Below are 24,336 nucleotides of genomic sequence, written 5' to 3'. Positions count from 1 at the left end.
CGTTTAGCTTTTCATCCCGCACTTTTCCCTCTTTCTTGTTAACCATTAACAGGTTAGCATACCGCTCAATGCCAACTATTGGAGTATGCAGCATGGGAAAATTAATGACATATTTCAGTAAGATATTGGGACTCAATTCCCAAAGGCATTATCCCTATCCTGCTTTCGACATCACTTTAAATAAAAACAAACAATTGCATATTGTTGGCAGTATTCATATGGGTACAAAAAACATGTACCCACTTTCTGAAATATTGTTGGAACAACTGGAGCAAGTGGACGCTCTTATTGTCGAGGCAGATATCACTCAAGTTGATTCTCCCTTCAAAGAAACGTTTCCGGAGCAGATTGAGCTATCACAACGTTTATCTCCCGAGCATTTTGACTGTTTACAGCGTTATTGCCGAGAAATCCAACATCCTGTCACACTGCTGGACCCATTACCCTCATGGCAAGTTGCATTGATATTACAGGCTGCCCAAGCCCAGTATTTGGGATTGCGTCCTCAATATGGTATCGATTGCCAATTACTGAACAGTGCAAAAACTATCAATAAAACCATCATTGAGTTGGAAGGAACCGATGCGCAAGTCGACCTTCTCATCAATCTGCCAAATGGAGGGTTTTCTTTGTTGGAAGATACTATCACCCATTGGCACACCAATGCGCGTGCGTTACAGACTATGATTAGTTGGTGGATGAATTACAGACCTGAGAAACAAAATCAGGTACTACCGATGACATTCTGCGAAGAAATTTACCAAACCTTAATGACTGAAAGAAACCGCCAATGGAGTGAGCAATTACATAACTTACCAGCAGGGAAATATTTGGTTGCTGTAGGAGCATTGCATCTTCATGGAGAAAACAATTTAGGGCAAATGCTGGTAAGGCCTCAGGAATAACAACATATTCATCTGCTTCATTTTGAAAAAATCATTACCGATAAATAGTTACAAATAGACAGCTATAGGTACAAATATGACTCCCGCTATTGTTTTGCTGGAAAAACAAAAAATAAATTTCAAACTCCACCCTTATGAACATGATGTGAATGAACATAATTTCGGTGATGAAGTGATTAAAAAACTCGGTTTAGATGCCAAACAAGTTTTTAAGACGCTATTGGTTTCATTGAATAGCGATCCTAAAAACCTTGTTGTCGCCGTTACACCTGTTTCCGGACAACTCGATTTGAAAAAAGTAGCCAAAGTTTTTAAGGCAAAAAAAGCAGATATGGCCGAACCTCAGCAGGCACAAAAGGTAACGGGTTATTTAGTGGGGGGCATTAGCCCGTTAGGACAGAAAAAACGTCTGCCTACCATTATTGATAGTCAGGCTCAAAATTTGCTAACTTTATTTATTTCTGGAGGCAAACGTGGATTAGATATTGAATTGTCCCCCACAGATTTATGCCAACTACTTAACTGTTCGTTTGCTGACATTGCTAAAATTTGAAACTAAATCGCAACTCTCACTAATTTTTTCGAGCTGGCTCCGTTTTTTAAAGCAGAGCCTTGTAATAAATAATACCGATATACTTTTATCACAGCGATAAAATTATTAATTACCATTTCAATTAACTTATTTAATAATTAAATTATGTTTCCGTTTCAACCATCCCGATTTAGGTTATGTATAATCATCCTTACAGATAGTTAAGTAAAAGACCATCTGATTTTCAGATGGTCTTTTTATACGGGTAACTAACAACAATCTATTAACTAGTTGTTATTGCTTATGTGAAATTTCACCTTTCGGCTCATAATCAGAGGTTTTCAATGGAGAATGTTTCTCAATATACCCTTTCAGTACCTCAGCATCGATGAAACCTGTATCAACGTAACCAGGCAAATTATCAATCCGTGGATAACCATCTCCTCCGATCGCATTGAAATTCAAAGTTGCCATACGATAAGTTTTATTTGGATCTAATGGGTTACCGCCAATTTTTACATCACGGATATTTTTACCATCCATTACAAAACTAACATTATAGAATTGTCCATAAGCACCAGAATCCTTTTCCATATTTGCAACAGCCTTCAAATATGGCAGAACTTCGCTACCTTTGAAATCCACATAAACCAGCTGGTTAGCAAATGGATGAACTTTCAGGACATCTTTGTAAGTAATATCACCCGGTTCAATTGAATCACGAATTCCGCCACCACTCATCACGGCAAAGTCAGCATTTGTTCGTTCCATTTGAGCAGCCAATACAAGATGTGCCATATTTGTTTGAACGAAACGTACTTTACTGCGATCACCTTCCAATTTGTTATCTACAAAACCCACTTTCACATTAAGTTTTCGGCTGCCCTTATCTTGATAAGGCGTCAGCAATTTAAGCATCTCAGGGCTTTGCTGAATTTCATGCGTATAGTAAACACGTTCCGTGCTGCCATCTTCTTTTGTCACTTTTTTCTTTAGGTTGATGGGGATCAACTGGTAATGAACCAGCTTGAATTCACCATTACGGAATTGAAAATCAGCACGGCCCACGTATTTCCCCCATTCATGGGCTTGAACAATCCAAGTACCATTTTGGCGATCTGGAGAACAAGGTGTGCCCGGAACATAATCCACTTGTTTATAGTTTTTATTTTCTGCCGACATACATACCGGATCTTGTGAGTGACCACCCACAATCATATCCAAATAACCCGCAGGCAAACTGCGCGCCATTTCAACATCTCCTGGTGCATTAGTACCATGATAACCATCGTTATAGTGCCCCATATGGGTTGCCGCAATAATCACATCTGGTTTTTCATTCTTTTTCAGCTCTTCAATAACTTTTTTGGCTTCTTCAGCAGGAACGCGGAATTCAACATCTGGAAAATTAGCTGGATTGCCTATTTTCACTGTATCATCAGTTGTCAGGCCAAGAACTGCAATTTTCACACCTTGCTTATCAAACATGACATATGGCTTAAATAAACGCTTGCCTGTGCTGGTTTGATAAATATTGGCAGATAAAAATGGGAAATTTACCCATTTTTGTTGCTGTTTCAAGATATTCAATGGCTTATCAAATTCGTGATTCCCCAATGCCATTGCGTCATACCCTACAAGATTCATGCCCTTAAAATCTGGCTCAGCATCTTGCATATCTGACTCCGGTACGCCTGTGTTAATGTCACCACCAGACAATAACAATACGCTGCCTCCTTTCTTCGCAACCTCCTGCCGAATGGAATCTACTACCGTTTTTTGGGCTGCCAAACCATACTCACCATGATCATTATGCCAAAAATGACCGTGATGATCGTTAGTATGCAAAATTGTAATGTCATAGGTTTTATCTTTTTCCCAAGCGTTTGCAATTAATGGTACTAATGACAGAGAAACAGCAAAGGCACATACTGATGCTTTAAACGATAGTTTCATGGGGTATCTCCATGTTATTTAAAATTCTATTGGTTATAGTCCCCAAATAGGGTGTGAAAAATGGCATACATACCACATTTTTCTGATCAGGATTACATAATTGTGTCATTAAATAATGCCTTCTTTCACCTTTTTGAGATAGCAGTCAAATTATACCGATATGATTAAAATTTTTGTTAGCTATCGAAGATTTATTATGGTGTAAAAAATTAAACAGAAATCAAACTAATTGATTAAATTTTACCCTATAAAAATATTGAGAAGCGAATAAATATGAGTGAAAAAAGTAAAATAGCTCCTTTGCCGACCTCATCAACAAAAACACATCGGACAGTTTTTTCAATTCTTGGCACCATCAGCTTATCCCATATGCTGAATGATATGATTCAATCGTTGATTCTGGCGATTTATCCACTTCTGCAATCTGAATTTACGCTCAGTTTCATTCAGATTGGTATGATAACTTTGACTTATCAGATAACAGCATCTCTATTGCAACCCCTCATCGGTTGGTATACAGATAAATACCCGCAGCCCTATTCATTGCCTATCGGTATGGGATTTACTTTATCTGGTTTACTTCTACTCGCTTATGCTGAAAGTTTTTCAATTATTTTAATAGCTGCCGCCCTAGTCGGTATAGGTTCATCTGTTTTTCATCCAGAATCATCACGAGTCGCACGCATGGCTTCAGGTGGGTGCCACGGACTGGCACAATCATTATTTCAAGTAGGAGGAAATTTAGGAAGTTCACTGGGACCATTACTGGCAGCTATTTTCATTGCTCCATACGGCAAGGGAAACGTCGGTTGGTTTTCTCTGGCAGCATTATTGGCTATCGTAATTCTTTTGCAAGTCAGCCAATGGTATAAGATGCAACATCAAGCCATAACTCCCTTGTCTTCTCGAGCTACTTCCCTACCAAACCTACCTAGAAAAACTGTCATAAATTCTTTTGCTATACTTTTATTATTGATTTTCTCCAAATACTTTTACCTAACCAGTATCAGTAGCTACTATACATTTTACTTAATACAGAAATTTGGCGTGTCAGTGCAAAACGCCCAAATCCACCTATTTGTCTTTTTATTTTCTGTAGCGGCAGGCACTCTGATTGGGGGGCCTGTTGGGGATAGGATAGGCAGGAAATATGTCATTTGGGGTTCAATTCTTGGCGTTGCGCCTTTCACCCTGATGTTACCTTATGCAACCTTATTTTGGACAAGCATACTAACGGTTATTATCGGCATAATATTGGCGTCCGCATTTTCTGCTATTTTAGTTTATGCTCAGGAACTCATTCCCGGTAAAACAGGCATGATCGCAGGTTTATTCTTTGGTCTGGCCTTTGGTATGGGAGGTCTTGGGGCTGCTGTACTTGGCTATGTCGCGGATAAGACCAGTATAGAATTGGTTTACAAAACCTGTGCTTTTTTACCACTTATTGGTATTTTTACTCTATTACTACCAAATATGGAAAATAAAAACAAAAAAAATAATAAAATCAATGTATAATAATTACAATTCTTACATCATACACCTTTTGTAAACAAGCGTAAATAATGATAATATCTACATAAAATTACATTAAAATACCATTTATATAGATCATTCTCATTTTCATCGATCAAGGTGCTTTTTAGCAGTCTTATCGCTAATTACTTATAAAGTATATTATTACTTCATGTAACTATACAATTTATTATATCCGCTACCCAGAAGGAGCCTTGATGGAGCATTCGACACCTCTTATCACGACCATTGTTGGCGGCTTTGTTCTCGCCTATCTACTTGGCATGCTTGCACAACGTCTGAAAATCTCACCTCTGGTAGGATACCTTGTAGCAGGTGTACTAGCGGGTCCCTTTACACCAGGTTTCATTGCCGATACGTCTTTGGCTCCAGAACTTTCAGAGATTGGCGTGATTTTATTGATGTTTGGTGTCGGTCTACATTTTTCACTTAAAGATTTGTTAGCCGTTAAATCCATTGCCATTCCTGGTGCGATCGCTCAAATTGCAGTCGCAACTTTATTGGGCGCAGGTTTATCGGCACTACTTGGCTGGGAATTATTGAGCGGCATTGTTTTTGGTCTTTGTCTGTCCACCGCCAGCACAGTGGTATTGCTCAGGTCATTAGAAGAACGACAACTCATTGATAGCCAAAGAGGACAAATTGCCATTGGTTGGTTAATTGTTGAAGATCTGGCAATGGTACTGGCGTTGGTGTTACTCCCAGCAGTAGCGGGTATTCTGGACAACCAGAATGCAAACTTTGGTCAATTACTATTAAAGCTATCTATCACAATTGGAAAAGTCATTGCTTTTATTTTATTGATGATTTTCGTCGGACGACGGGTCATACCTTGGTTACTGGCAAAAACGGCAGGAACAGGCTCCCGTGAATTATTCACACTGGCTGTACTTGCCATTGCATTAGGTGTTGCTTATGGTGCTGCGTCACTATTTGATGCTTCATTTGCTCTCGGGGCATTCTTCGCGGGTATGGTACTGAATGAATCAGAATTGAGCCACCGGGCAGCTCAAGACACTTTGCCCTTGCGAGACGCTTTCGCGGTTCTTTTCTTTGTTTCCGTTGGAATGCTATTTGATCCTATGGTTCTGCTCCAGCAGCCTCTGGCTATTTTAGGAACTCTTACCATTATTATTATTGGCAAATCTTTGGCTGCCATGATACTGGTCAAAATGTTTGGGCATTCACGCCGTACAGCTCTAACTATCTCTGTCAGTCTTGCCCAAATTGGTGAGTTTGCCTTCATTCTCGCGGGACTCGGTGTCACTCTAGGGTTCTTGAATGGAGAAGCCCGTAATCTTGTATTGGCTAGCGCCATCATTTCAATCATGTTGAATCCTCTTCTATTCAGTTTACTGGATCGCTATTTGGAAAAAACAGAAACCATCGAAGAACAATTACTCGAAGAAACACTGGAAGAAGAAACCCAAATCCCTGTCAATATTTGTGGTCATGCTATTGTAGTAGGCTATGGTCGAGTGGGTCGCCAACTTTGCCAACGTTTACAAGAAAGAAACTTCCCAGTTGTGGTCATTGAAGATACACGTGCCCGATTTGAAGAAATAGGCGAAATGGGTATCAGCGCAATAATAGGTAACGCTGCCAATAAAGAGATCATGGCTCTGGCACGGCTTGACTGCGCTTGTACGTTATTTCTGACAATCCCCAATGGTTACGAAGCGGGTGAAATTGTCGCGAATGCCAGAGAAATCAGGCCAGATATCAATATAATTGTTCGAGCCCATTATGATGATAAAGTCACCTACATTAAAGAGCGTGGCACTAGCCATATCATCATTGGTGAACATGAGATAGCACGAGCAATGGCTGATGCACTGCCTGAATATGAGGAAAGTTGCCCGATAAAACCGTCATCATTACCTTCACCAACGGCTCCAGCATAAATGCAACTTGCAACTAAGGAATATCCCCAAATTATGGGGATATTCCAGTAAATCCAATAAAAACAGTTAAGGCAATATTTCAGATTACCATAATTTCAGGTTACCAGAATCAACGCTCCCAGTAAGACTCTTCCAGACTATCCTCTTTCTCCGGCAACCCTCGGGTCAGGCGAGGAGAATGCTGACTTAATACCTGATAACTCACTCTGTTAGCGTACTTGCATACCTGAGCCAAAGAAGAATAGGTTAAGTAAGAACGCATATGCTTACTGGAGTTCGGCACATTCATTCGATGATAACTATTAGCAGTAATATCATGCAGTAATGCAGATAATGCACCATCTCCAGCACCATTGGTATTCATGATTTTTTCAGGTCCTCCCATATAAGGTTCAATATGGGAATAGACGCGCATTGGATTCTGACAATCCATTTTACGCATCGCACGACTGAATTCATAACGGTTAAATTCCGCAATCGCACCAGGCAACAATGGATGTGTCGTTTGGCGATGGTACTCCTCCTCAGTGTAACCCGCCATATACAATCCAGCAGGTCCAGCGGTACACAAGACCAAATCCACCCAATCTAGCGCCTTGTCAGCCGCTAACAGAGGATCACTGAAACCTGTCAGTTCATGAGCTTCATCTTCATTCATTGCAACAACAGAAATATTTTCAGCCAGAAAATCACGCCACCATTGTGGATCATCAGCAATGACGTATTTTGTTCCTAACGTCAATACAACAGGTACGTTATATTTCTTTGCATACTCAATAGCTTTCATCGTCGCTTCCGGCATTGGCTCACCCGGTTTACAGCGCACTAGATAAGCGGTGATGACCAAAGCTGATGCTTCCGCAATAATGTGTTCAGGAATACTTTCTGGATGAAGCTGATTCATTAAACCAGGGCTGATAGCAAACGTTCTTTCACCATTTTCCGTCACTAAGGTAAAACAGCGACCGATTGAACCATCAACACCCTGAAGGTGATTTAAATCCATACGGCTGGATGTATTACAAAGATAGCAATACGCATAACTTCCTATTTGGATGTTATGACACATGGTGCCAAGCAATACAGATTTATCGTCAGCCAGAACAGAATAATTGTGCAAGGTGTTACCGATCGTTCCCCCTGCAAATTCATGGCTGATTAGATTCTTGTCTGTCAGTTCTTTGTAGAGTGCCTCGGCCACATCATCTTCAATGACTAAAGAGTGTCCCTGGCTCAGGTTATAACGTTGGATAAAATCTTCATCAACTTTGGCTTCGATATCAACCAGTGTCTGATCAATGCCAACAATATAGGCTCGATTATTTTCAGTATCCATCATCTCTTTGATAGGTTGGAGCAGAGGATCTCTTAAACTGACAGGAAAATAGTGTTTAGATTTACGTTTACCAGGGAATTTCATAATTAATTGCTGATATAGAGCCAAAACATGCGGCATATTAGCACAATACCATCTGTTACAATACCGGAGCAAAACAAAAACACGGCGACAAAAATAAAGACAGCCAATGCTATTACAGCATTGACTGTCGAAACATCAGCTATCAGAACACGATCTATAACGAAGAATAGATATTGAGCTTTAAATAATATTAAGCCTCTTGTTTCTGACGACTACGTACCATGTGGCGCATCAGAATATACATGATGGATAAAATAAATCCAATGAAACCTGCTCCAATCAAAATCAGCAAACGCTTAGGTGAGTCTTTTGAAGTTGGTTCGTAAGGTTCCTGCATATACTTGAATGGTACGAAATCAACCTTATCAATATTCACTTTTTCCAGGCTTTTGATATATAACTGGCGGTTACGCATATCTGCATCAATTTTAGCTGGATCAGTGATTTCTTCAGTAATCTGTAACTTACGTTGCAATGCATCAGAACCCAATGCGATCGAATAATCCGGATCATCCTTGATCATAGCTCCACCATTCGATACAGGTTTTTTGACGCCGGCAGAATTAGCAATAGAAATCGCATACTTCAATCGCTCAATATCCACATTACGCAAATTGTCGGCACGAAACAAATCGAGAGCATAAAGCTTTTTCGAGTACGCCAATTTCTGATAAACCATATCATTCAGCTCATCTTTCACTTGATCACGAACCACTGAAGAGACAAATTTGATATAGCCATTTAATAGATTGTAAGCATCTTTTGCATTATCAGCACTGGAAGAGAGAATCGCTTCATCAATATCGTTATCTTTATCTTTTTTAGGTAAAGATATGGAAATGTTTTTATTGACTATTTGCTCGATCAATTTTCTTTGCTCTAGGCCGGATCCCTCATGATTCTTAGCTGGTAAGGCCTTAAAGTAATCTGTACTAACCAAATATTCTTCACGCAATACACGTGAGTTATAGTTTTCGATAAATCGTTTATATAACGACTCTTCGGTCAATTTTGGCTCAAGATTCAGAACCTGCAAATCTGTTAACACATTTTTTAATGGCTGAAATTCTTCCAGCCCTGGTTGCACCACGGCAGCTGTACTGGTCCATTTTTGGGGTAAAAATGATGCAATACCGAAACCAATAATTGCAAAAACGAAAGAGATCGCAATGATCAAATATTTTGATTGGAAGAGCACAGAGAATAGTTCAAACAAATCAATTTCATCTTCCTTTGCTGGATGATAATAATTTGAATGCTCTTCGTAAAAATCGGGGTGCTTAATAGGTTTATTACTCATTATCTATGTGTCCAATCCAAATAATTTTGATTTTCATTGATACGCAAGCCCTTTCTCCCGCTTACCGTACTCATTGGTTTAAAAACCGTACCCTTAAAAACCACATCCTTAAAAATCATATAACTATCAATGCCTGCCATTCACTATGTGTGATAATGTCCATAACAAGCAGTTGCAAGTTATTTCATAACATTAGTTACCAATTGTGCAAGCAACGAAATGTGGGCTTCATTATCATTAAGTGCGGAGATATATTCAAACTTTTTCCCACCAGCACCCAAAAAGATAATTTTATTCTGTTGCTCAATCTCTTCCAATGTTTCCAAGCAATCTGACGCAAACCCCGGGCACACTACTTGAACATGTTCCACACCCTGACTTGGCAATAATGCCATTGTTTTATCTGTATAAGGAGATAACCACGGTAAGCGACCAAAACGCGACTGATATGTCATCATAATTTTATCTGTTGGATAATCCAGTGCCTGTCTCAACAGTTCGGTCGTAGCCTGACAATCTTGTGGATAAATATCCCCCATCTCTGCCAAACGTTCAGGAATACCATGATAGGAAATAATTAAGCGATCAGGCTGACCATGTTTTTCAAAGCTCTGCTCAATGGTTTCCTTTAATGCTGCAATATAGGCAGGATGTGTGGCATAACTACGGACAAAATATAAGGTAGGAATTGTCCGGTATCCCCGCAATATTTTACTGATACTGTCAAAAACCGCTGCCGAAGTTGTACTGGAGTATTGAGGATAAAGTGGCAATATAATGAGATCATCAATGCCTTGTTGCAGTAAACTATCTACTGCCTGAGGCAAAGAGGGGGAGCCGTAAGTCATTCCCAAAACAACAGGGATATCCACCAACTTTTCGTTCAACAGCTTTTCCCCCAGCAATTTCTGCTGACGGTGGCTATAAACTAATAAAGGAGAACCTTCTTCCATCCAAATTTCTTGATAAAGCTTAGCAACACGAGAAGAACGAAAAGGAAGAATAAAACCATTCAATATAGGTTTCCAAATAAATGGAGGGAGATCAACGACTCTTCTGTCACTCAGAAACTTTGCCAGATAGCATCTTATTGCTGCTGGTGTTGGCGCATCAGGTGTACCAAGGTTCACCAATAGAACACCATACTTCTTGCTACTCATTCCTCATAGCCCCATTAAAATGACTGACAATCCAGTATAAAACATGAATGATAGTCACATGTAACATTTCATGGAGTGAATTTCTCATACAGATGTGCAAACTACAAAAAGCCAGACGGTAGCAAACTACCTGTTTCTAACAATTCGAGATGTATCCCCTTCATATTTCAGCTCTTTGCCTGAAATATGAAGGGGATAATCATTCAAGGATACACTAAATCATTCGCCCAGAATGTTAGCTAGTTCTGCGCTAACTTCCGCTACTTGACGAGTACCATCAAGTTTGAAGTATTCTGTGTTACTAGTCTGTGCTTCTTTCTGGTAGTAAGAAACCAAAGGTGCAGTTTGTGTATGGTATTCGACCAGACGTTTACGAACCGTATCTTCCTGATCATCTTTACGGATAGTCAGTTCTTCGCCAGTAGCATCATCTTTGTTTTCCACTTTCGGTGGATTGAATTTGATGTGATAAACACGACCGGATGGCGCATGCACACGACGACCAATAATACGTTCAACGATGATTTCATCAGGAACATCAAATTCCAGAACATAATCGACTTTGATACCCGCTTCTTTCATGGCATCAGCCTGAGGAATGGTACGCGGGAACCCATCCAACAAGAAGCCATTGTGACAATCATCTTGTTTGATGCGCTCTTTAACCAAAGCAATGACCAACTCATCAGTCACCAGCAGGCCATTATCCATCAACTCTTTTGCTTGTAAACCCAATTCGCTGCCAGCTTTTACTGCGGCACGCAGCATGTCACCAGTCGAAATTTGGGGGATCCCATATTTCTCCATGATAAATTGTGCCTGAGTCCCCTTACCGGCGCCTGGTGCGCCCAGCAGAATAATACGCATTGCGTAAATCCCCTTGCTATTTGCTTTTCGTATTTTAAAAAAAACGTACCACCATACCATTTGAATAGGGGTGGCTCAAGAAAACAGGTAAACGTTTTCGCATTCACCAAAAAATAAACCACGCTCTATTTTCGTTGAAGCGTGGTTTTTTATCATTATTTCAATAAGCTTAAGCTTTTTCAGCTAATAATAATTGATTCATTCGACGAATAAATTGGTTTGGATCATCCAATGTGCCACGTTCAGCAAACAATGCTTGATCCAGCAACAATTCTACCCAATCAGCAAATTGAACATCATCATCAACACCAGCTGCTTTCTTAACCAGAACGTGTTCAGGATTCAACTCAAAGTTATAGCTTACTTCTGGTGCAGACTGACCTGCAGCCGCAAACAATTTCGCCATTTGAGTACTCATTGCATTGGCATCGGTTGTTACGATAGCCGGAGTATCTGTCAGACGATGAGTTAGCTTAACTTCTTTTACTCGCTCGCCCAATAGAGCCTTCACGCGCTCAACAAATGGCTCCAGTTTTTTGTCTTCTTCTTCCTGCTCAGCTTTGTTTTCATCCGCTAGTTTGTCGAGGGACTCATCAGCTTTGCTGACAGATTGGAGTGATTTGCCATCAAATTCTGTTAAGTAGCTCATCATCCACTCATCAATACGGTCGGACAGCAACAGAACCTCAATGCCTTTCTTGCGGAACAGCTCCAAGTGTGGGCTATTCTTCGCCGCAGCATAACTATCCGCAGTAATGAAATAAATCTTCTCCTGCCCTTCTGCCATGCGGCTAACGTAATCTTCCAGAGAAACTGTTTGAGCGGAGTCATCATTGTGAGTCGTAGCAAAGCGCAGTAATTTAGCAATGGCTTCTTTATTTGCGCTATCTTCGGCAGGCCCTTCTTTCATCACCAAGCCGAACTGCTGCCAGAAGGTCTGATATTTTTCTGCGTCGTCTTTTGCCAGTTTATCCAACATTTGCAATACACGTTTAGTCAGCGCACTGCGCAGATTACGTGTGATTGTACTATCTTGCAAAATTTCACGGGAAACGTTCAATGGCAGGTCGTTCGAATCAATCAGACCACGGACAAAACGCAGGTAATTTGGCATGAACTGCTCAGCTTCATCCATGATGAACACACGCTGTACATATAGTTTCAGACCATGCTTATGTTCACGGTTCCACATGTCCCACGGTGCTTGGGAAGGAATATATAGCAGGCTGGTGTATTCTTGCTTACCTTCAACACGGTTATGACTCCAAATCAGAGAATCTGTAAAGTCATGGGAGATATGTTTATAAAACTCTTGATACTCTTCATCACTGATTTCAGCTTTACTACGAGTCCACAAGGCTTGGGCCTTGTTGATTTTTTCCCATGTGACGGTAACCGAGTCGTCTTCTTCGTTTTTAGTTTGGGTTTCAATTTCAACCGGCAAAGCAATGTGATCAGAATATTTACCAATGATAGAACGCAGACGCCAGTCATTGAGGAATTCGCTTTCTTCATCACGTAGATGTAGAGTGATTTCTGTACCACGCTCTGATTTTTCGATATCAGCAATGGTGTAATCACCTTCTCCTGTTGATTCCCAGAACACACCTTGTTCAACTGGTGTTCCTGCTGCACGAGTACGTACAGTAACTTTGTCTGCAACGATAAATGCAGAGTAGAAACCAACACCGAATTGACCAATCAATTGGCTGTCTTTTGCCTGATCAGAACCAATGGATTCAAGAAATGCTTTAGTACCAGATTTTGCAATCGTTCCCAGATTATCAATCACTTCATCACGGGACATGCCGATACCATTATCGCTGATGGTGATGGTTTTCTGTTCATTATCAACAGCCAAACGAACACGCAACTCACCATCATTTTCATACAGTTCAGACGCGGACAATGCACGGAAACGCAATTTGTCAGCAGCATCAGATGCGTTTGAAATCAGTTCACGAAGAAAAATTTCTTTGTTGGAATAGAGAGAATGGATCATCAACTGCAACAGTTGCTTGACTTCAGACTGAAATCCACGGGTTTCCTGACCTTTCATGCTCATTTATTACCTCAATCTAAATCCAGTTCAGATATGTAAAATCGGACGATGGTAATCAAATGGGGATAGATACGGAGAGTTTCAAGTTAAGACAACAAGAAGAATGTAAAATTAGTTTGATGAGCGAGTAAATCAACTATGGATGGCGGTATAATCAGCACCATCCATTGGTGTCACTTATCTTAATTTGGGAGATAAATCACAAATCAGTGATTTTTTGACGACCAGCCAGCGAATGAGATAGCGTTGTTCCATCCACCATTTCAAGCTCCCCCCCCACAGGGACACCATGAGCAATTCGACTGGCTGTTACACCATATTGAAAGCATATTTCTGCAATATAGTTTGCCGTTACCTCTCCTTCGACAGTTGGGTTGGTTGCCAGAATGATTTCTGACAAGGTTTCAGAAGATAGGCGTTCTTCTAAACGATCCAAACCAATATCCATTGGCCCAATGCCATCCAACGGCGATAAATGCCCCATTAGGACAAAATAACGCCCCGCAAACTGACCAGTTTGTTCGATGGCATGAATATCCGCTGGGCTTTCTACTACACAGATCTGACCATTCTGCTGACGACGGGGGTTAGCGCAAATAGTGCATTGTTCCTGCTCCGTGAATGTCCGGCAATCCCGACAGTGACCAATTTCAGACATGGCTCGCGTTAGTGCCTGCGCCAATCGCATTCCACCACTACGATCTCTCTGCAATAGATGGAATGCCATCCGCTGCGCAGATTTGGGGCCTACGCCGGGCAAACAGCGCAGGGATTCCATCAGAGATTCAAGAAGAGGACTGGTTTGCATTAGAATGGCATCTTAAATCCAGGCGGTAATTGCATTCCGCTGGAAACACTAGCCATTTTTTCTTTCTGGGTTTCTTCAATGCGGCGAGCTGCATCATTGAATGCCGCAGCGATCAGATCTTCCAACATATCTTTGTCGTCATCCATCAAACTTGGATCGATTTCAACACGACGGCAGTTATGTGCGCCATTAATAGTGATTTTTACCAGTCCTGCACCAGATTCACCTGTAACTTCCAGACTTGCAATTTCTTCCTGCATTTTCTGCATTTTGTCTTGCATCTGCTGGGCCTGTTTCATCAAATTACCCAAACCACCTTTACCAAACATAATTCTCTCTCTTCGCTATAGCCATAGCATAAAAATACACTATGGTAGTTAAACAGGCCGGATACTTTCTTCATCCAATTCTGCATCAAATAGTTGCTGAAGTGTTTGAATCGTTCTATCCGAAATAATGGATTGACGCGCTTGTGCCAATTTTTCTTCATAAATGGCTTGTCGCCACTCCAGCGGCGTTTTTACCGCAGGATTATCATCTTCAATAATATTGAGTTCAATAGGTTTTCCATACAACTCACTTAATGCTTCGGTCAATGCTTTCTGAGCCGATGCTGAATTAAGATGGCGTTGCTTTGAACGTAAATGCAGACAAAGACGATTTTCATCAATCTGTTCTTTAAACGCATTCAGTGCTACCTGCTGAATCAATTTAGGAATATGCAGTTTATCGATTTCCGCAGCCCATGAATCCCTTTGTTTCGATTCAATGGTCAGCTTTTCTACCAATTCTGTTGTCTTCTCATCCTCCAGCGCCGCTTTGATCGCTTTTGGTGTCGCAGTTGAGCGCGGCTTTTCTACCTCAACATTAGTTGCCCGCCAGCGATAAGCGTCTTTCTTTACTGGCTTAGTTTCCAGTGTCTTAGGGATATAAGATTGAGGCCGTTGCTCTGCCACCGCCGCCAGTCGCTCTAGCGCCGAACTTACCGGCTTAGCCTTCGCAGACTCTGCCGGCTCAGGCTTTTTTGGTAGTGTATTTCCTTGGCGAGTCAGCGAATTTCTCGCTTGCAATAGTTTCGCTGTTGGGCTGTTTGCAGAGGACTCATTGCCCAGTGGCTGAGACATTTTTTGCTCAGGACGTTCGTTTCCTACATTATTTGAGGACAGATGACCTGAGGAAAGCTGAGCCAAAGGTTGTGCTATAGACGCGACTTCAATTGGCGATACGAGATTTTCCACAGTAGGTGGTGGCGTTTCCTCAATGACAGTTTTTGGATGAAAGGCTAAGGCTCGCAATAATGCCATTTCCACTCCCATCCGCCGTTCTGGTGCATAAGGAAGCTCTTTGCGCCCTACCAGCAACGCTTGATAATAAAGCTGCAAATCAGTCGGAGAGATTGATCTTGCCAACAAACGCAACCGCCCTTCCGTTGAAGAAGGCTCGCTTTCAGGTTGCTGAGGCAATAACTGGAGCATGGCAATGCGATGCAACAGCGATAATGTTTCAACCAGCAGATTTTCCCAATCCACACCGCGAGAGGCCACTTGTTCCACCAGAGCCATCATTTGTTGACCATCTGCACGCACCAACGATTCAATCACCGCCAATGGTTGATCATCATCCAGCGTTCCCAACATCTGGCTAACAATATCCGATGTTAGCTTTCCTCCACCAAGAGCAATGGCTTGATCCGTTAAACTCAAGGCATCACGCATGCTGCCATCCGCAGCACGGGCAAGAAGTTGACGAGCGCGGGCATCGCTCTCTATTTGCTCTGCATTAAGGATATACTCCAATTGACTACTGATTTGATTCACATCAAGTATTTTCAAGTGAAATTGCAAACAGCGTGAAAGAATAGTCACTGGCAGTTTCTGTGGATCTGTCGTTGCCAAAAGGAATTTCACATGCTCTGGAGGCTCTTCCAATGTTTTCAATAATGCATTGAAACTATGGCGAGAAAGCATATGAACTTCATCAATAAGGTAAACTTTGAAACGCCCTCGAGCGGGCGCATACTGGACATTGTCCAATAACTCGCGGGTATCTTCTACTTTTGTGCGGGAAGCCGCATCGATTTCAATCAGATCAACAAACCGGCCCTGTTCAATTTCAAGACAGTTCGCACACTGACCACACGGAGTCTTTGTTATACCTATTTCGCAATTAAGTCCTTTTGCCAACAGACGTGCAATAGTAGTTTTCCCAACACCACGAGTGCCGGAGAAAAGATAAGCGTGATGGAGGCGTTGGTGTGCAAGACCATTAGCCAACGCAGTCAGCACATGTTGCTGACCAATCACATCAGAAAATATTTGTGGGCGCCACTTACGGGCGAGTACCTGATAGCTCATGAATACCGAAGAAATTGAACATGACTGCCTATCATGCTAGCACAGCCTCACCATTAACGGCGAGGCTGATGTATCATTAATGCAAAAAAACAAAATAATCAGTGGCCGGGAAATTCAACGAGCGTGTAGCAATCAACGCCTTGTTTTTTCAAGCGCTCAGTACCACCTAAATCCGGTAACCCAATGATAAATGCAGCTTCGGAAACTTGACCACTCAAACGACGAATCAAGCGCACGGTCGCGTCAATGGTGCCACCAGTTGCAAGCAGATCATCAATAACCAGAACTTTGTCCCCTTCATTGATGCTGCTTTTATGAATTTCCAGGGTATCTGTGCCATATTCCAGATCGTAAGTTTCGCTCAGTGTTTCACGCGGTAATTTACCTTTTTTACGAACAGGAACGAAACCAACCCCCAGACGCAATGCAACAGGAGCTCCGAATAAGAAACCACGTGCTTCAGTACCAACAATCTTCGTGATGCCCTTATCCTGATAATGAGTCACCAATAAATCTATTGTAGCTTGGTAGGCTGCTGGATTATCAAGCAATGTGGTAATGTCACGAAAAAGTATTCCCGCCTTTGGGTAATCAGGGATTGTTTCGATACTATCTTTAATTAATTGCAGTGTTTGTGCGTTAGCGGTCATAATTGATGCCAGCCAGGTTATAATAAAGAAAACGGTAAAATCTATTCAAACTACCGAAAAAAAGCAACTGCAAGACAAGTTGTCTGCTTATATTTTATTGAATTAAGTCAAGTTTCACACCTACCACATTCGGTGTCATTACAACCGAATATGCTAAGCCAATTAAAATGGGCTTTGACAAACAGATTATTAATGATAACGAGATGCTGATGGGTATACAAAATTTATTAAGTGCGCTTGAAAAACAAGTCAGTATTCTGGAAAAAGATCTCGCTTTACTGCCAGACATCCCTTTTTCCACCGCTCGTTTTGATCAAGCACTATTCCACCACAACAGCAATAAACTCGGTGGATATATGCAAGAAATCAGACAAAATATGGAACAATTAAAAGTCTGTGTAAGCGATTCCCGTATTGAGCAAGTGAAATTCCTTGCCGAGCGTTTAGTGACACAAATTGAGGCACTTAAACGCGAAATATCCACTCAATCGCTGCGAAAACAGGAAGATAAATTTGAGCGCCGCTCACAAGAACGGGATCTTTACCAACGTCTGGCAGAACATCAGGATTATGAGCGTCGATTAATTGCAATGATCGATGACAGAGAATTACAGTTAAGCAAACAAATGACACTTACCAACCAGCATAAACTGCAAAGAGAAACCGCAGCTTTAGCGGGCAGACTCGCCCGTTGTCGTCAGGCATTAATGCGGATCGAGAAATCGATAGAAAAGCAAGAAAATTCAGATTAATCACAAAGGAATAACCAATTATGACTCTGGAACAAGCGCCGCCGGAAGTGCAACTCGCCGTAGATCTTATTTATCTGTTTGAATGTAACGAAGTTTGTCCTGCTATCGCATTGGCAGCATTAGATATCGTCAAACATGATCTTCAAGAAAAATTGGAAAAACAGGCCCTGCAGTCTGAGGAATAAGCAGGATTAACACTTATCCCTCAGATTACATATCTAACTACATATCTAACTACATATCTAAGCAAAAAACAGCTTAAACAAAAGACAGAATAGAAAATGGCTTAAGGCAAGAATGGCCTGTCACCAGAGGAAAGTTTTTCATCTGGATGATTGTTACCACCGTTCAATGGCTTCTGTATTTCTTGCAAAGAATCCCCCCTGCCCATTGTGCAAGTAAACTTCCAGCTGATTAAATGCTATCAAAGAAAGAAAGTGCTTTTTCCAAATCAGCTATTGCTACCTTTTCTCCAACCGTATGTTCCTTACGTCCTATCAGGATCTTAAGCTGATTTTGAATATTATTGCGGGTTGGAATATCGCTATTGAAGGCAGCATTTGCAGAAAATGGAATAGTTCACTAACCCCCAAGCGTCAGTACAAGTTTTACACAATTTAACGTCGACATCTTGTACCGTCAAAATTTCTAACATCTGTTTTAAATTATAGCTCTCTTTGGGTGTCTGCCCGGCCAAGCCAGCAACCACAGCATCAGACATTAAGAACAATCTCAGTTCACTGTGGGACTCCTGTTCTTTAAGAGCAATGGATAATCTCAACGCGTTAAAAAGGGACTCATTATCATATGCTGCTCCATTGGCAATAATCAGAATGGATTCCATGACATTTGCTTCTGTATTCAAGACTCGTTTTCTTTGTTGTTCCGCAAATGGTAGCTATATTTTAGTGTATCTATGAAACTATCCACCAAATGAGCAGACTGTTCTTGAATATTAAAACTGTCCGGTGAGAATGACCAATTATCCAGTAATCCCGTCATCAATGCTCTCAACATAATAGCAGAACGCCTAAGATCAAGGTCATAAGGCAGTTCTCCTGATTGAATGCAATCAGCCAACATTTTTTCAATCTTCTTGTAATCGGAAATACATATTTCCCTAATTTCCTCTACTAACGAAGACATTTCTCCGACGAATTCACATTTATGGAAAAAAATTTCCATTAATTGGCGGATTTGAGAATCGTCAATCACCATTCGTAACATAGAAATCAATAAAGATCTCAAAGCAATAAGTGGATTATCCGGATATTTTGATTGATACTCTTTCTCTAGCTCGTCTATTTTATGCTCTGGCATTCTGCAAACAATAGAAAGTAGATCCGTTTTATTTTTAAAATGCCAGTAAATTGCTCCGCGCGTTACACCTGCGGCAATTGCGATATCGGATAGTGAAGTAGCTGAAATACCTCTCTTAGAGAAAGTCTTTATCGCAGCTTCTATGATCTTCTGACGCGTTTGATTTGCTTGCTGTTTAGTTTTTCGTGCCATTTTAGTGCCATAAACTTTGTTTTTTACTGAGGCTGATTTACATACATTCATGTATGTTTGTACTATAGCACCCTTAATCAATGAAGTAATGATTTCACTTGTTAGATTAGAGAATCAATATTGAAAAATTGAGGTTTACTTATGCGAAAGAACAGGGGAGTTTTGCCTCTGGCCACATTACTGGTAATTTCAGGCAATTTCATTCTTTCAGGATGTAATGACAATAAAAATACACAGCAAGGGGTCGCTGGTCAGCATGTTCCTGAAGTTGGTATCGTAACGCTGAAGGCAGAACCTCTAACGGTTATCACAGAATTACCGGGCCGTACATCGGCTTATCGTGTGGCTGAGGTTCGTCCTCAAGTCGGCGGTATCATACTGAAACGTAACTATAAAGAAGGAAGTGATGTTGCTGCTGGGGAGTCGTTATACCAAATAGATTCAGCAACTTATCAAACAGAGTATAGTAAAGCCAAAGCAAGTCTGGCCAGATCACAAGCTAACGAGAACGTTTCCCGCTTAACTGTTGAACGTTATCAATCCTTGCTGGGCACACAATATGTGAGTAAGCAGGAATTTGATAAAGCAAATTCAGATTATGCTCAGGCAAAAGCAGATGTTGAGTCCTCTAAGGCAGTATTGGAGAGTTCCAGAATCAACCTGGCATACACCAAAGTGACATCTCCTATTTCTGGGCGGGCGGGTAAGTCCACCGTCACAGAAGGAGCACTGGTTTCTGCGGGTCAGCCAACAGCCCTAACGATTGTTCAGCAGTTAGACCCTATCTATGTTGACATCACTCAATCCAGTGACGACTACCTGCGATTCAAAAATGAAATTGCAAAAGGAACTGTTCAAAAGGAGAGTAAAAAAACCAAAATCCGCCTAATAACTGACTCAGGGCAAGAATACAGTCAAGAAGGTTACCTGGAGTTTTCTGACGTGACGGTTGACGAAACAACCGGCTCTATCACGATGCGAGCCGTGTTCCCAAACCCGAATGAAGAATTACTCCCGGGTATGTTTGTCCGCACTAAGTTGGAAGAAGGTGTGCGCAAAAATGCGATTTTGGTTCCTCAGCAAGCTATTACCAGAACACCTCGTGGTCAGGCAACCACAATGATTGTGGATAAAGATAACAAAGTAGAATTGCGCAATATCAATGCTACTCAGGCAATCGGTGACAAATGGCTGATAGCAGATGGCCTGAAAACTGGGGATAGAGTAATCGTCACAGGATTGCAGAAAATAGCGCCGGGAATAACGGTTAAGCCAACGGAAACAGATCTGAACGCCAAGCCTACGGCTAATCAAGATGAGTCTGCAAAAAAGCCTCAATAAGGAGTCGGTGATTCATGCCTAAGTTTTTTATCGAACGGCCAATTTTTGCATGGGTAATAGCGATCATCACCATGCTATCTGGCCTGCTGGCAATCATGAAATTACCCGTGGAGCAATACCCCGCAATTGCTCCACCCGCCATTTCTATTTCAGCAGTTTACCCTGGAGCTGACGCCACAACAGTACAAAATACTGTAACACAGATTATTGAACAGAATATGAACGGTATCGATAATCTAGTGTATATGTCTTCTAGTAGCGATTCTGCAGGATATATGAATATCACGCTGACCTTTGAAGCGAATACAAATCCAGATGTCGCGCAAGTTCAGGTTCAAAATAAACTGCAATTGGCGATGCCACTGTTGCCTCAAGAAGTTCAGCAACAAGGTGTCAGTGTTGATAAAACCACCAGCTCATTTTTGATGGTGGCCGGTTTCATCTCTCAAGACGGTTCCATGACTCAAGATGACATCGCCGATTATGTCGGGGCCAGTGTCAAAGATAACTTGAGCCGTGTTACTGGCGTAGGTGAAACAACACTCTTCGGCACACAGTATGCCATGCGTATTTGGCTCGATCCTGACAAATTGCTCAACTATAAAATATCTACTCAGGATATTATTAGTGCAATCAAGGCACAAAACAATCAGGTTGCAGCCGGGCAATTAGGAGGAACGCCACCTGTTCCAGGGCAGCGTTTAAATGCGTCGATAATCGCACAAACTCGTCTGAATTCAACAGAAGAATTCGGCAATATTTTGCTGCGTATGAATCCTGATGGTTCACAAATTCGCTTGCATGATGTTGCTACCATTGAATTGGGCGCAGAAAATTATAGTATCATTGGTCGCTTTAACGGCAACCCCTCAGCGGGAGTTGGTATCAAACTGGCAACTGGTGCCAATGCATTGAATACCTCCAAAGCAGTCAAAGAAGCACTGACTGAGATGGAACCTTTCTTCCCTCGAGGGTTGACGGTTGTTTATCCATATGACACCACGCCATTCGTCAAAATTTCTATTTTCGAAGTGGTAAAAACATTAGCAGAAGCCATCCTGTTGGTGTTTATCGTCATGTACCTGTTCCTGCAAAACTTCCGGGCCACCTTAATCCCAACTATTGCGGTTCCGGTTGTACTGCTTGGTACATTTGCCATCCTTGCTGCATTTGGCTATTCCATCAATACATTAACCATGTTTGCCATGGTACTTGCCATAGGTCTGCTCGTGGATGATGCCATTGTTGTGGTGGAAAACGTCGAACGAGTCATGCAGGAAGAGGGACTATCACCGAAAGAAGCCACCAAAAAATCTATGGGGCAGATACAAAGTGCTCTGGTCGGTATTGCGCTAGTACTTTCCGCTGTATTTGTACCAATGGCATTCTTCGGAGGTGCAACAGGAGCGATTTACCGCCAGTTCTCAATCACTATCGTTTCAGCAATGATACTGTCTGTTCTGGTGGCCTTAATCCTGACTCCTGCGCTGTGCGCGACGATGCTCAAACCTGTTGCCAAAGGCAGCCATGGAACTCATACAGGATTCTTTGGCTGGTTTAACCGCCTGTTTGAAAAGAGCACACATCACTACACTGATAGTATCGGTCGGATGTTACGTGGAACAGGGCGCTACTTGGTGATCTATGTCATATTGATCGCTGGCATGGGCTGGATATTTAAAAATCTGCCCTCCTCTTTCCTGCCAGAAGAAGATCAGGGTGTTTTATTAGCAATGGTTCAATTACCCTCTGGCTCAACTCAGGAACAAACACAAAAGGTATTGAATCAAATTAATGACTACTTCTATACCAAAGAAAAAGATGTTGTTAAATCTGTGTTTACAGTTAATGGCTTTGGTTTTGGTGGTCAAGGGCAAAATACTGGCCTGGCATTTATCAGCTTAAAAGATTGGGAGCAACGTAAAGATCAGAAAGACAAGGTGCCAGCCATTGTTGATCGAGCAAACGCTAATTTTGCTCAAATCAAGGAAGGTATCGTCTTTGCGTTTAATATTCCTTCAATTGTAGAGTTGGGTTCTGCCACCGGTTTTGATTTCCAATTGATTGATAAAGGAAATCTGGGACATGAAGCACTGACAGCAGCACGCAACCAATTGCTTGGTATGATTGCACAACATCCAGACATGCTGACGAGTGTTCGCCCCAATGGGCAAAATGATACACAGCAATATCGCATTAATATCGATAAGGAAAAAGCAGAAGCACTGGGTGTATCTATGACCAATATCAACTCAACTTTGAGTACGATGTTTGGTGGTGCTTACATCAATGACTTTATCGACCGAGGTCGTGTCAAAAAAGTCTATATTCAAGCGGATGCTCCTTTCCGTATGTTGCCAAGCGATATCAGTAAATTGTATGTCCGTAACTACCGTGGTCAAATGGTACCGTTTTCTGCGTTCATAGATGCATCAAAGGAACCGTGGGTTTATGGTTCGCCGCGTCTGGAACGTTATAATGGTCTCCCTTCTATGGAAATTGTGGGTGAAGCAGCTGATGGACAAAGTACTGGTGATGCAATGGCTCTTATGGAGCAACTAGCATCACAGTTACCTCCTGGAATTGGCTATGACTGGACTGGAATGTCTTATCAAGAACGTCTGTCCGGTAATCAGGCTCCAGCTCTGTATGCACTGTCATTGATCGTTGTATTCCTTTGTCTGGCAGCATTATATGAAAGCTGGTCTATTCCGTTCTCGGTCATGTTAGTCGTCCCTCTGGGGATTATCGGTGCATTACTGGCAACATCAATGCGTGGACTGGATAATGATGTTTACTTTAAGGTTGGTTTATTGACTACCATCGGGTTGTCAGCAAAAAATGCCATCCTTATCGTAGAGTTCGCCAAAGATTTGATAGAGAAAGAAGGAAAAGGATTAATAGAGGCAACTCTCGATGCTGCTAGAATGCGTTTGCGCCCAATCCTGATGACTTCTTTAGCCTTTATGCTTGGAGTTATGCCTCTGGTACTGAGCAATGGCGCAGGTTCAGGTGCACAAAATGCCGTGGGAACGGGAGTATTGGGTGGTATGATTGCTGCTACATCATTAGCAATTTATTTTGTCCCTGTATTTTTCGTTGTCATTAAGCGGCGGTTCTCAAAGAAAAATGAGGAGATTGAACATATCTCAACCCCTCGCTAAATTTAACTACAAAAGGCCACTCATGTGGCCTTTTAAAATGGATAAAAAACTCTCCAAACAACGAATTACAATATCTGCGTTAAAATTAATCCATAGTCTAATTAAAATAAATACTT

The 24,336-nt window shown here is 41.6% G+C and carries 19 protein-coding genes and 1 pseudogene; 8 read left to right on the top strand and 12 right to left on the bottom strand.

Annotated features, from left to right (window positions below):
• The first annotated feature begins 92 nt into the window (after nt 1-92).
• Together PSI23_RS00705 and ybaK are read left to right on the top strand one after the other, a co-directional pair.
• A complete protein-coding gene (locus PSI23_RS00705) occupies nt 93-905 on the top strand; it encodes a TraB/GumN family protein (RefSeq protein WP_273553254.1) in 813 nt (270 codons plus the stop codon).
• 76 nt (nt 906-981) lie between these two features.
• Nucleotides 982-1,458 carry a Cys-tRNA(Pro)/Cys-tRNA(Cys) deacylase YbaK gene (ybaK, locus tag PSI23_RS00700; protein WP_273553253.1) on the top strand — a complete coding sequence of 159 codons (477 nt, stop codon included), beginning with the start codon at nt 982-984 and terminating at the stop codon, nt 1,456-1,458.
• Nucleotides 1,459-1,731: 273 nt separating this feature from the next.
• Here ybaK and ushA read toward each other — a convergent pair whose 3' ends face one another.
• A complete protein-coding gene (gene ushA, locus PSI23_RS00695) occupies nt 1,732-3,393 on the bottom strand; it encodes a bifunctional UDP-sugar hydrolase/5'-nucleotidase UshA (protein ID WP_273553252.1) in 1,662 nt (553 codons plus the stop codon).
• Nucleotides 3,394-3,666: 273 nt separating this feature from the next.
• On the opposite strand from ushA, the gene PSI23_RS00690 reads away from it, so the two are divergent.
• Entirely contained in the window at nt 3,667-4,908 is a 1,242-nt protein-coding gene (locus PSI23_RS00690; protein WP_273553251.1) for an MFS transporter, read from the top strand.
• Between the two features lie 215 nt (nt 4,909-5,123).
• On the top strand, nt 5,124-6,830 hold the full coding sequence (ybaL, locus tag PSI23_RS00685) for a YbaL family putative K(+) efflux transporter (protein WP_273553250.1): 1,707 nt from the start codon (nt 5,124-5,126) through the stop codon (nt 6,828-6,830).
• Nucleotides 6,831-6,939: 109 nt separating this feature from the next.
• On the opposite strand, the gene PSI23_RS00680 is transcribed toward ybaL, so the two are convergent.
• From PSI23_RS00680 to apt, 9 genes are all read right to left on the bottom strand, one after another.
• Nucleotides 6,940-8,250 (bottom strand): inosine/guanosine kinase, encoded by a 1,311-nt coding sequence (locus tag PSI23_RS00680; protein WP_273553249.1) that lies wholly within the window; start codon nt 8,248-8,250, stop codon nt 6,940-6,942.
• A 190-nt stretch (nt 8,251-8,440) separates the two neighbouring features.
• Nucleotides 8,441-9,550 carry an LPS O-antigen length regulator Wzz(fepE) gene (wzz(fepE), locus tag PSI23_RS00675; protein WP_273553248.1) on the bottom strand — a complete coding sequence of 370 codons (1,110 nt, stop codon included), beginning with the start codon at nt 9,548-9,550 and terminating at the stop codon, nt 8,441-8,443.
• Between the two features lie 179 nt (nt 9,551-9,729).
• Nucleotides 9,730-10,710 carry a ferrochelatase gene (gene hemH, locus PSI23_RS00670; protein WP_273553247.1) on the bottom strand — a complete coding sequence of 327 codons (981 nt, stop codon included), beginning with the start codon at nt 10,708-10,710 and terminating at the stop codon, nt 9,730-9,732.
• 219 nt (nt 10,711-10,929) lie between these two features.
• A complete protein-coding gene (gene adk / locus PSI23_RS00665; protein ID WP_273553246.1) occupies nt 10,930-11,577 on the bottom strand; it encodes an adenylate kinase in 648 nt (215 codons plus the stop codon).
• Between the two features lie 169 nt (nt 11,578-11,746).
• A complete protein-coding gene (gene htpG, locus PSI23_RS00660) occupies nt 11,747-13,636 on the bottom strand; it encodes a molecular chaperone HtpG (RefSeq protein ID WP_273553287.1) in 1,890 nt (629 codons plus the stop codon).
• Nucleotides 13,637-13,838: 202 nt separating this feature from the next.
• Nucleotides 13,839-14,447, bottom strand: coding sequence for a recombination mediator RecR (gene recR / locus PSI23_RS00655; protein ID WP_273553245.1), 609 nt, complete (start codon nt 14,445-14,447; stop codon nt 13,839-13,841).
• Nucleotides 14,447-14,776, bottom strand: a complete 330-nt coding sequence (locus tag PSI23_RS00650) for a YbaB/EbfC family nucleoid-associated protein (protein WP_273553244.1) — start codon at nt 14,774-14,776, stop codon at nt 14,447-14,449. Before PSI23_RS00650 ends, recR begins: the two co-directional genes overlap by 1 nt.
• A 48-nt stretch (nt 14,777-14,824) precedes the next feature.
• On the bottom strand, nt 14,825-16,801 hold the full coding sequence (gene dnaX / locus PSI23_RS00645; protein WP_273553243.1) for a DNA polymerase III subunit gamma/tau: 1,977 nt from the start codon (nt 16,799-16,801) through the stop codon (nt 14,825-14,827).
• A 98-nt stretch (nt 16,802-16,899) separates the two neighbouring features.
• Nucleotides 16,900-17,451 (bottom strand): adenine phosphoribosyltransferase, encoded by a 552-nt coding sequence (gene apt, locus PSI23_RS00640; protein WP_273553242.1) that lies wholly within the window; start codon nt 17,449-17,451, stop codon nt 16,900-16,902.
• Nucleotides 17,452-17,660: 209 nt separating this feature from the next.
• Between apt and priC the strand changes: the two genes are divergently transcribed.
• The gene (gene priC / locus PSI23_RS00635) at nt 17,661-18,203 is read left to right on the top strand and encodes a primosomal replication protein PriC (RefSeq protein ID WP_273553241.1); all 543 of its coding nucleotides are present in this window, start codon (nt 17,661-17,663) and stop codon (nt 18,201-18,203) included.
• Between the two features lie 20 nt (nt 18,204-18,223).
• Nucleotides 18,224-18,388: a pleiotropic regulatory protein RsmS gene (gene rsmS / locus PSI23_RS00630; protein ID WP_273553240.1), complete on the top strand. Its 165-nt coding sequence runs from the start codon at nt 18,224-18,226 to the stop codon at nt 18,386-18,388.
• A 398-nt stretch (nt 18,389-18,786) separates the two neighbouring features.
• Here the strand turns inward: rsmS and PSI23_RS00625 are convergent.
• Both PSI23_RS00625 and acrR read right to left on the bottom strand, forming a co-directional pair.
• Nucleotides 18,787-19,047 (bottom strand): annotated as a pseudogene (locus PSI23_RS00625) (DsrE/DsrF/TusD sulfur relay family protein); the annotation flags it as partial.
• A 17-nt stretch (nt 19,048-19,064) separates the two neighbouring features.
• A complete protein-coding gene (acrR, locus tag PSI23_RS00620; RefSeq protein WP_273553239.1) occupies nt 19,065-19,715 on the bottom strand; it encodes a multidrug efflux transporter transcriptional repressor AcrR in 651 nt (216 codons plus the stop codon).
• Nucleotides 19,716-19,856: 141 nt separating this feature from the next.
• Here acrR and PSI23_RS00615 point away from each other — a divergent pair, with 141 nt between their 5' ends.
• Nucleotides 19,857-21,056, top strand: a complete 1,200-nt coding sequence (locus PSI23_RS00615; RefSeq protein ID WP_273553238.1) for an efflux RND transporter periplasmic adaptor subunit — start codon at nt 19,857-19,859, stop codon at nt 21,054-21,056.
• Between the two features lie 14 nt (nt 21,057-21,070).
• A complete protein-coding gene (locus PSI23_RS00610; protein ID WP_273553237.1) occupies nt 21,071-24,220 on the top strand; it encodes an efflux RND transporter permease subunit in 3,150 nt (1,049 codons plus the stop codon).
• The last annotated feature ends 116 nt before the right edge of the window (nt 24,221-24,336 follow it).

The sequence above is a fragment of the Xenorhabdus yunnanensis genome (genome assembly GCF_028598805.1).
Classification (GTDB): Bacteria; Pseudomonadota; Gammaproteobacteria; order Enterobacterales; family Enterobacteriaceae; genus Xenorhabdus; species Xenorhabdus yunnanensis.
Note: the sequence above shows the minus strand (reverse complement) of the source record. Positions and strands in the feature narration are given on the sequence as shown.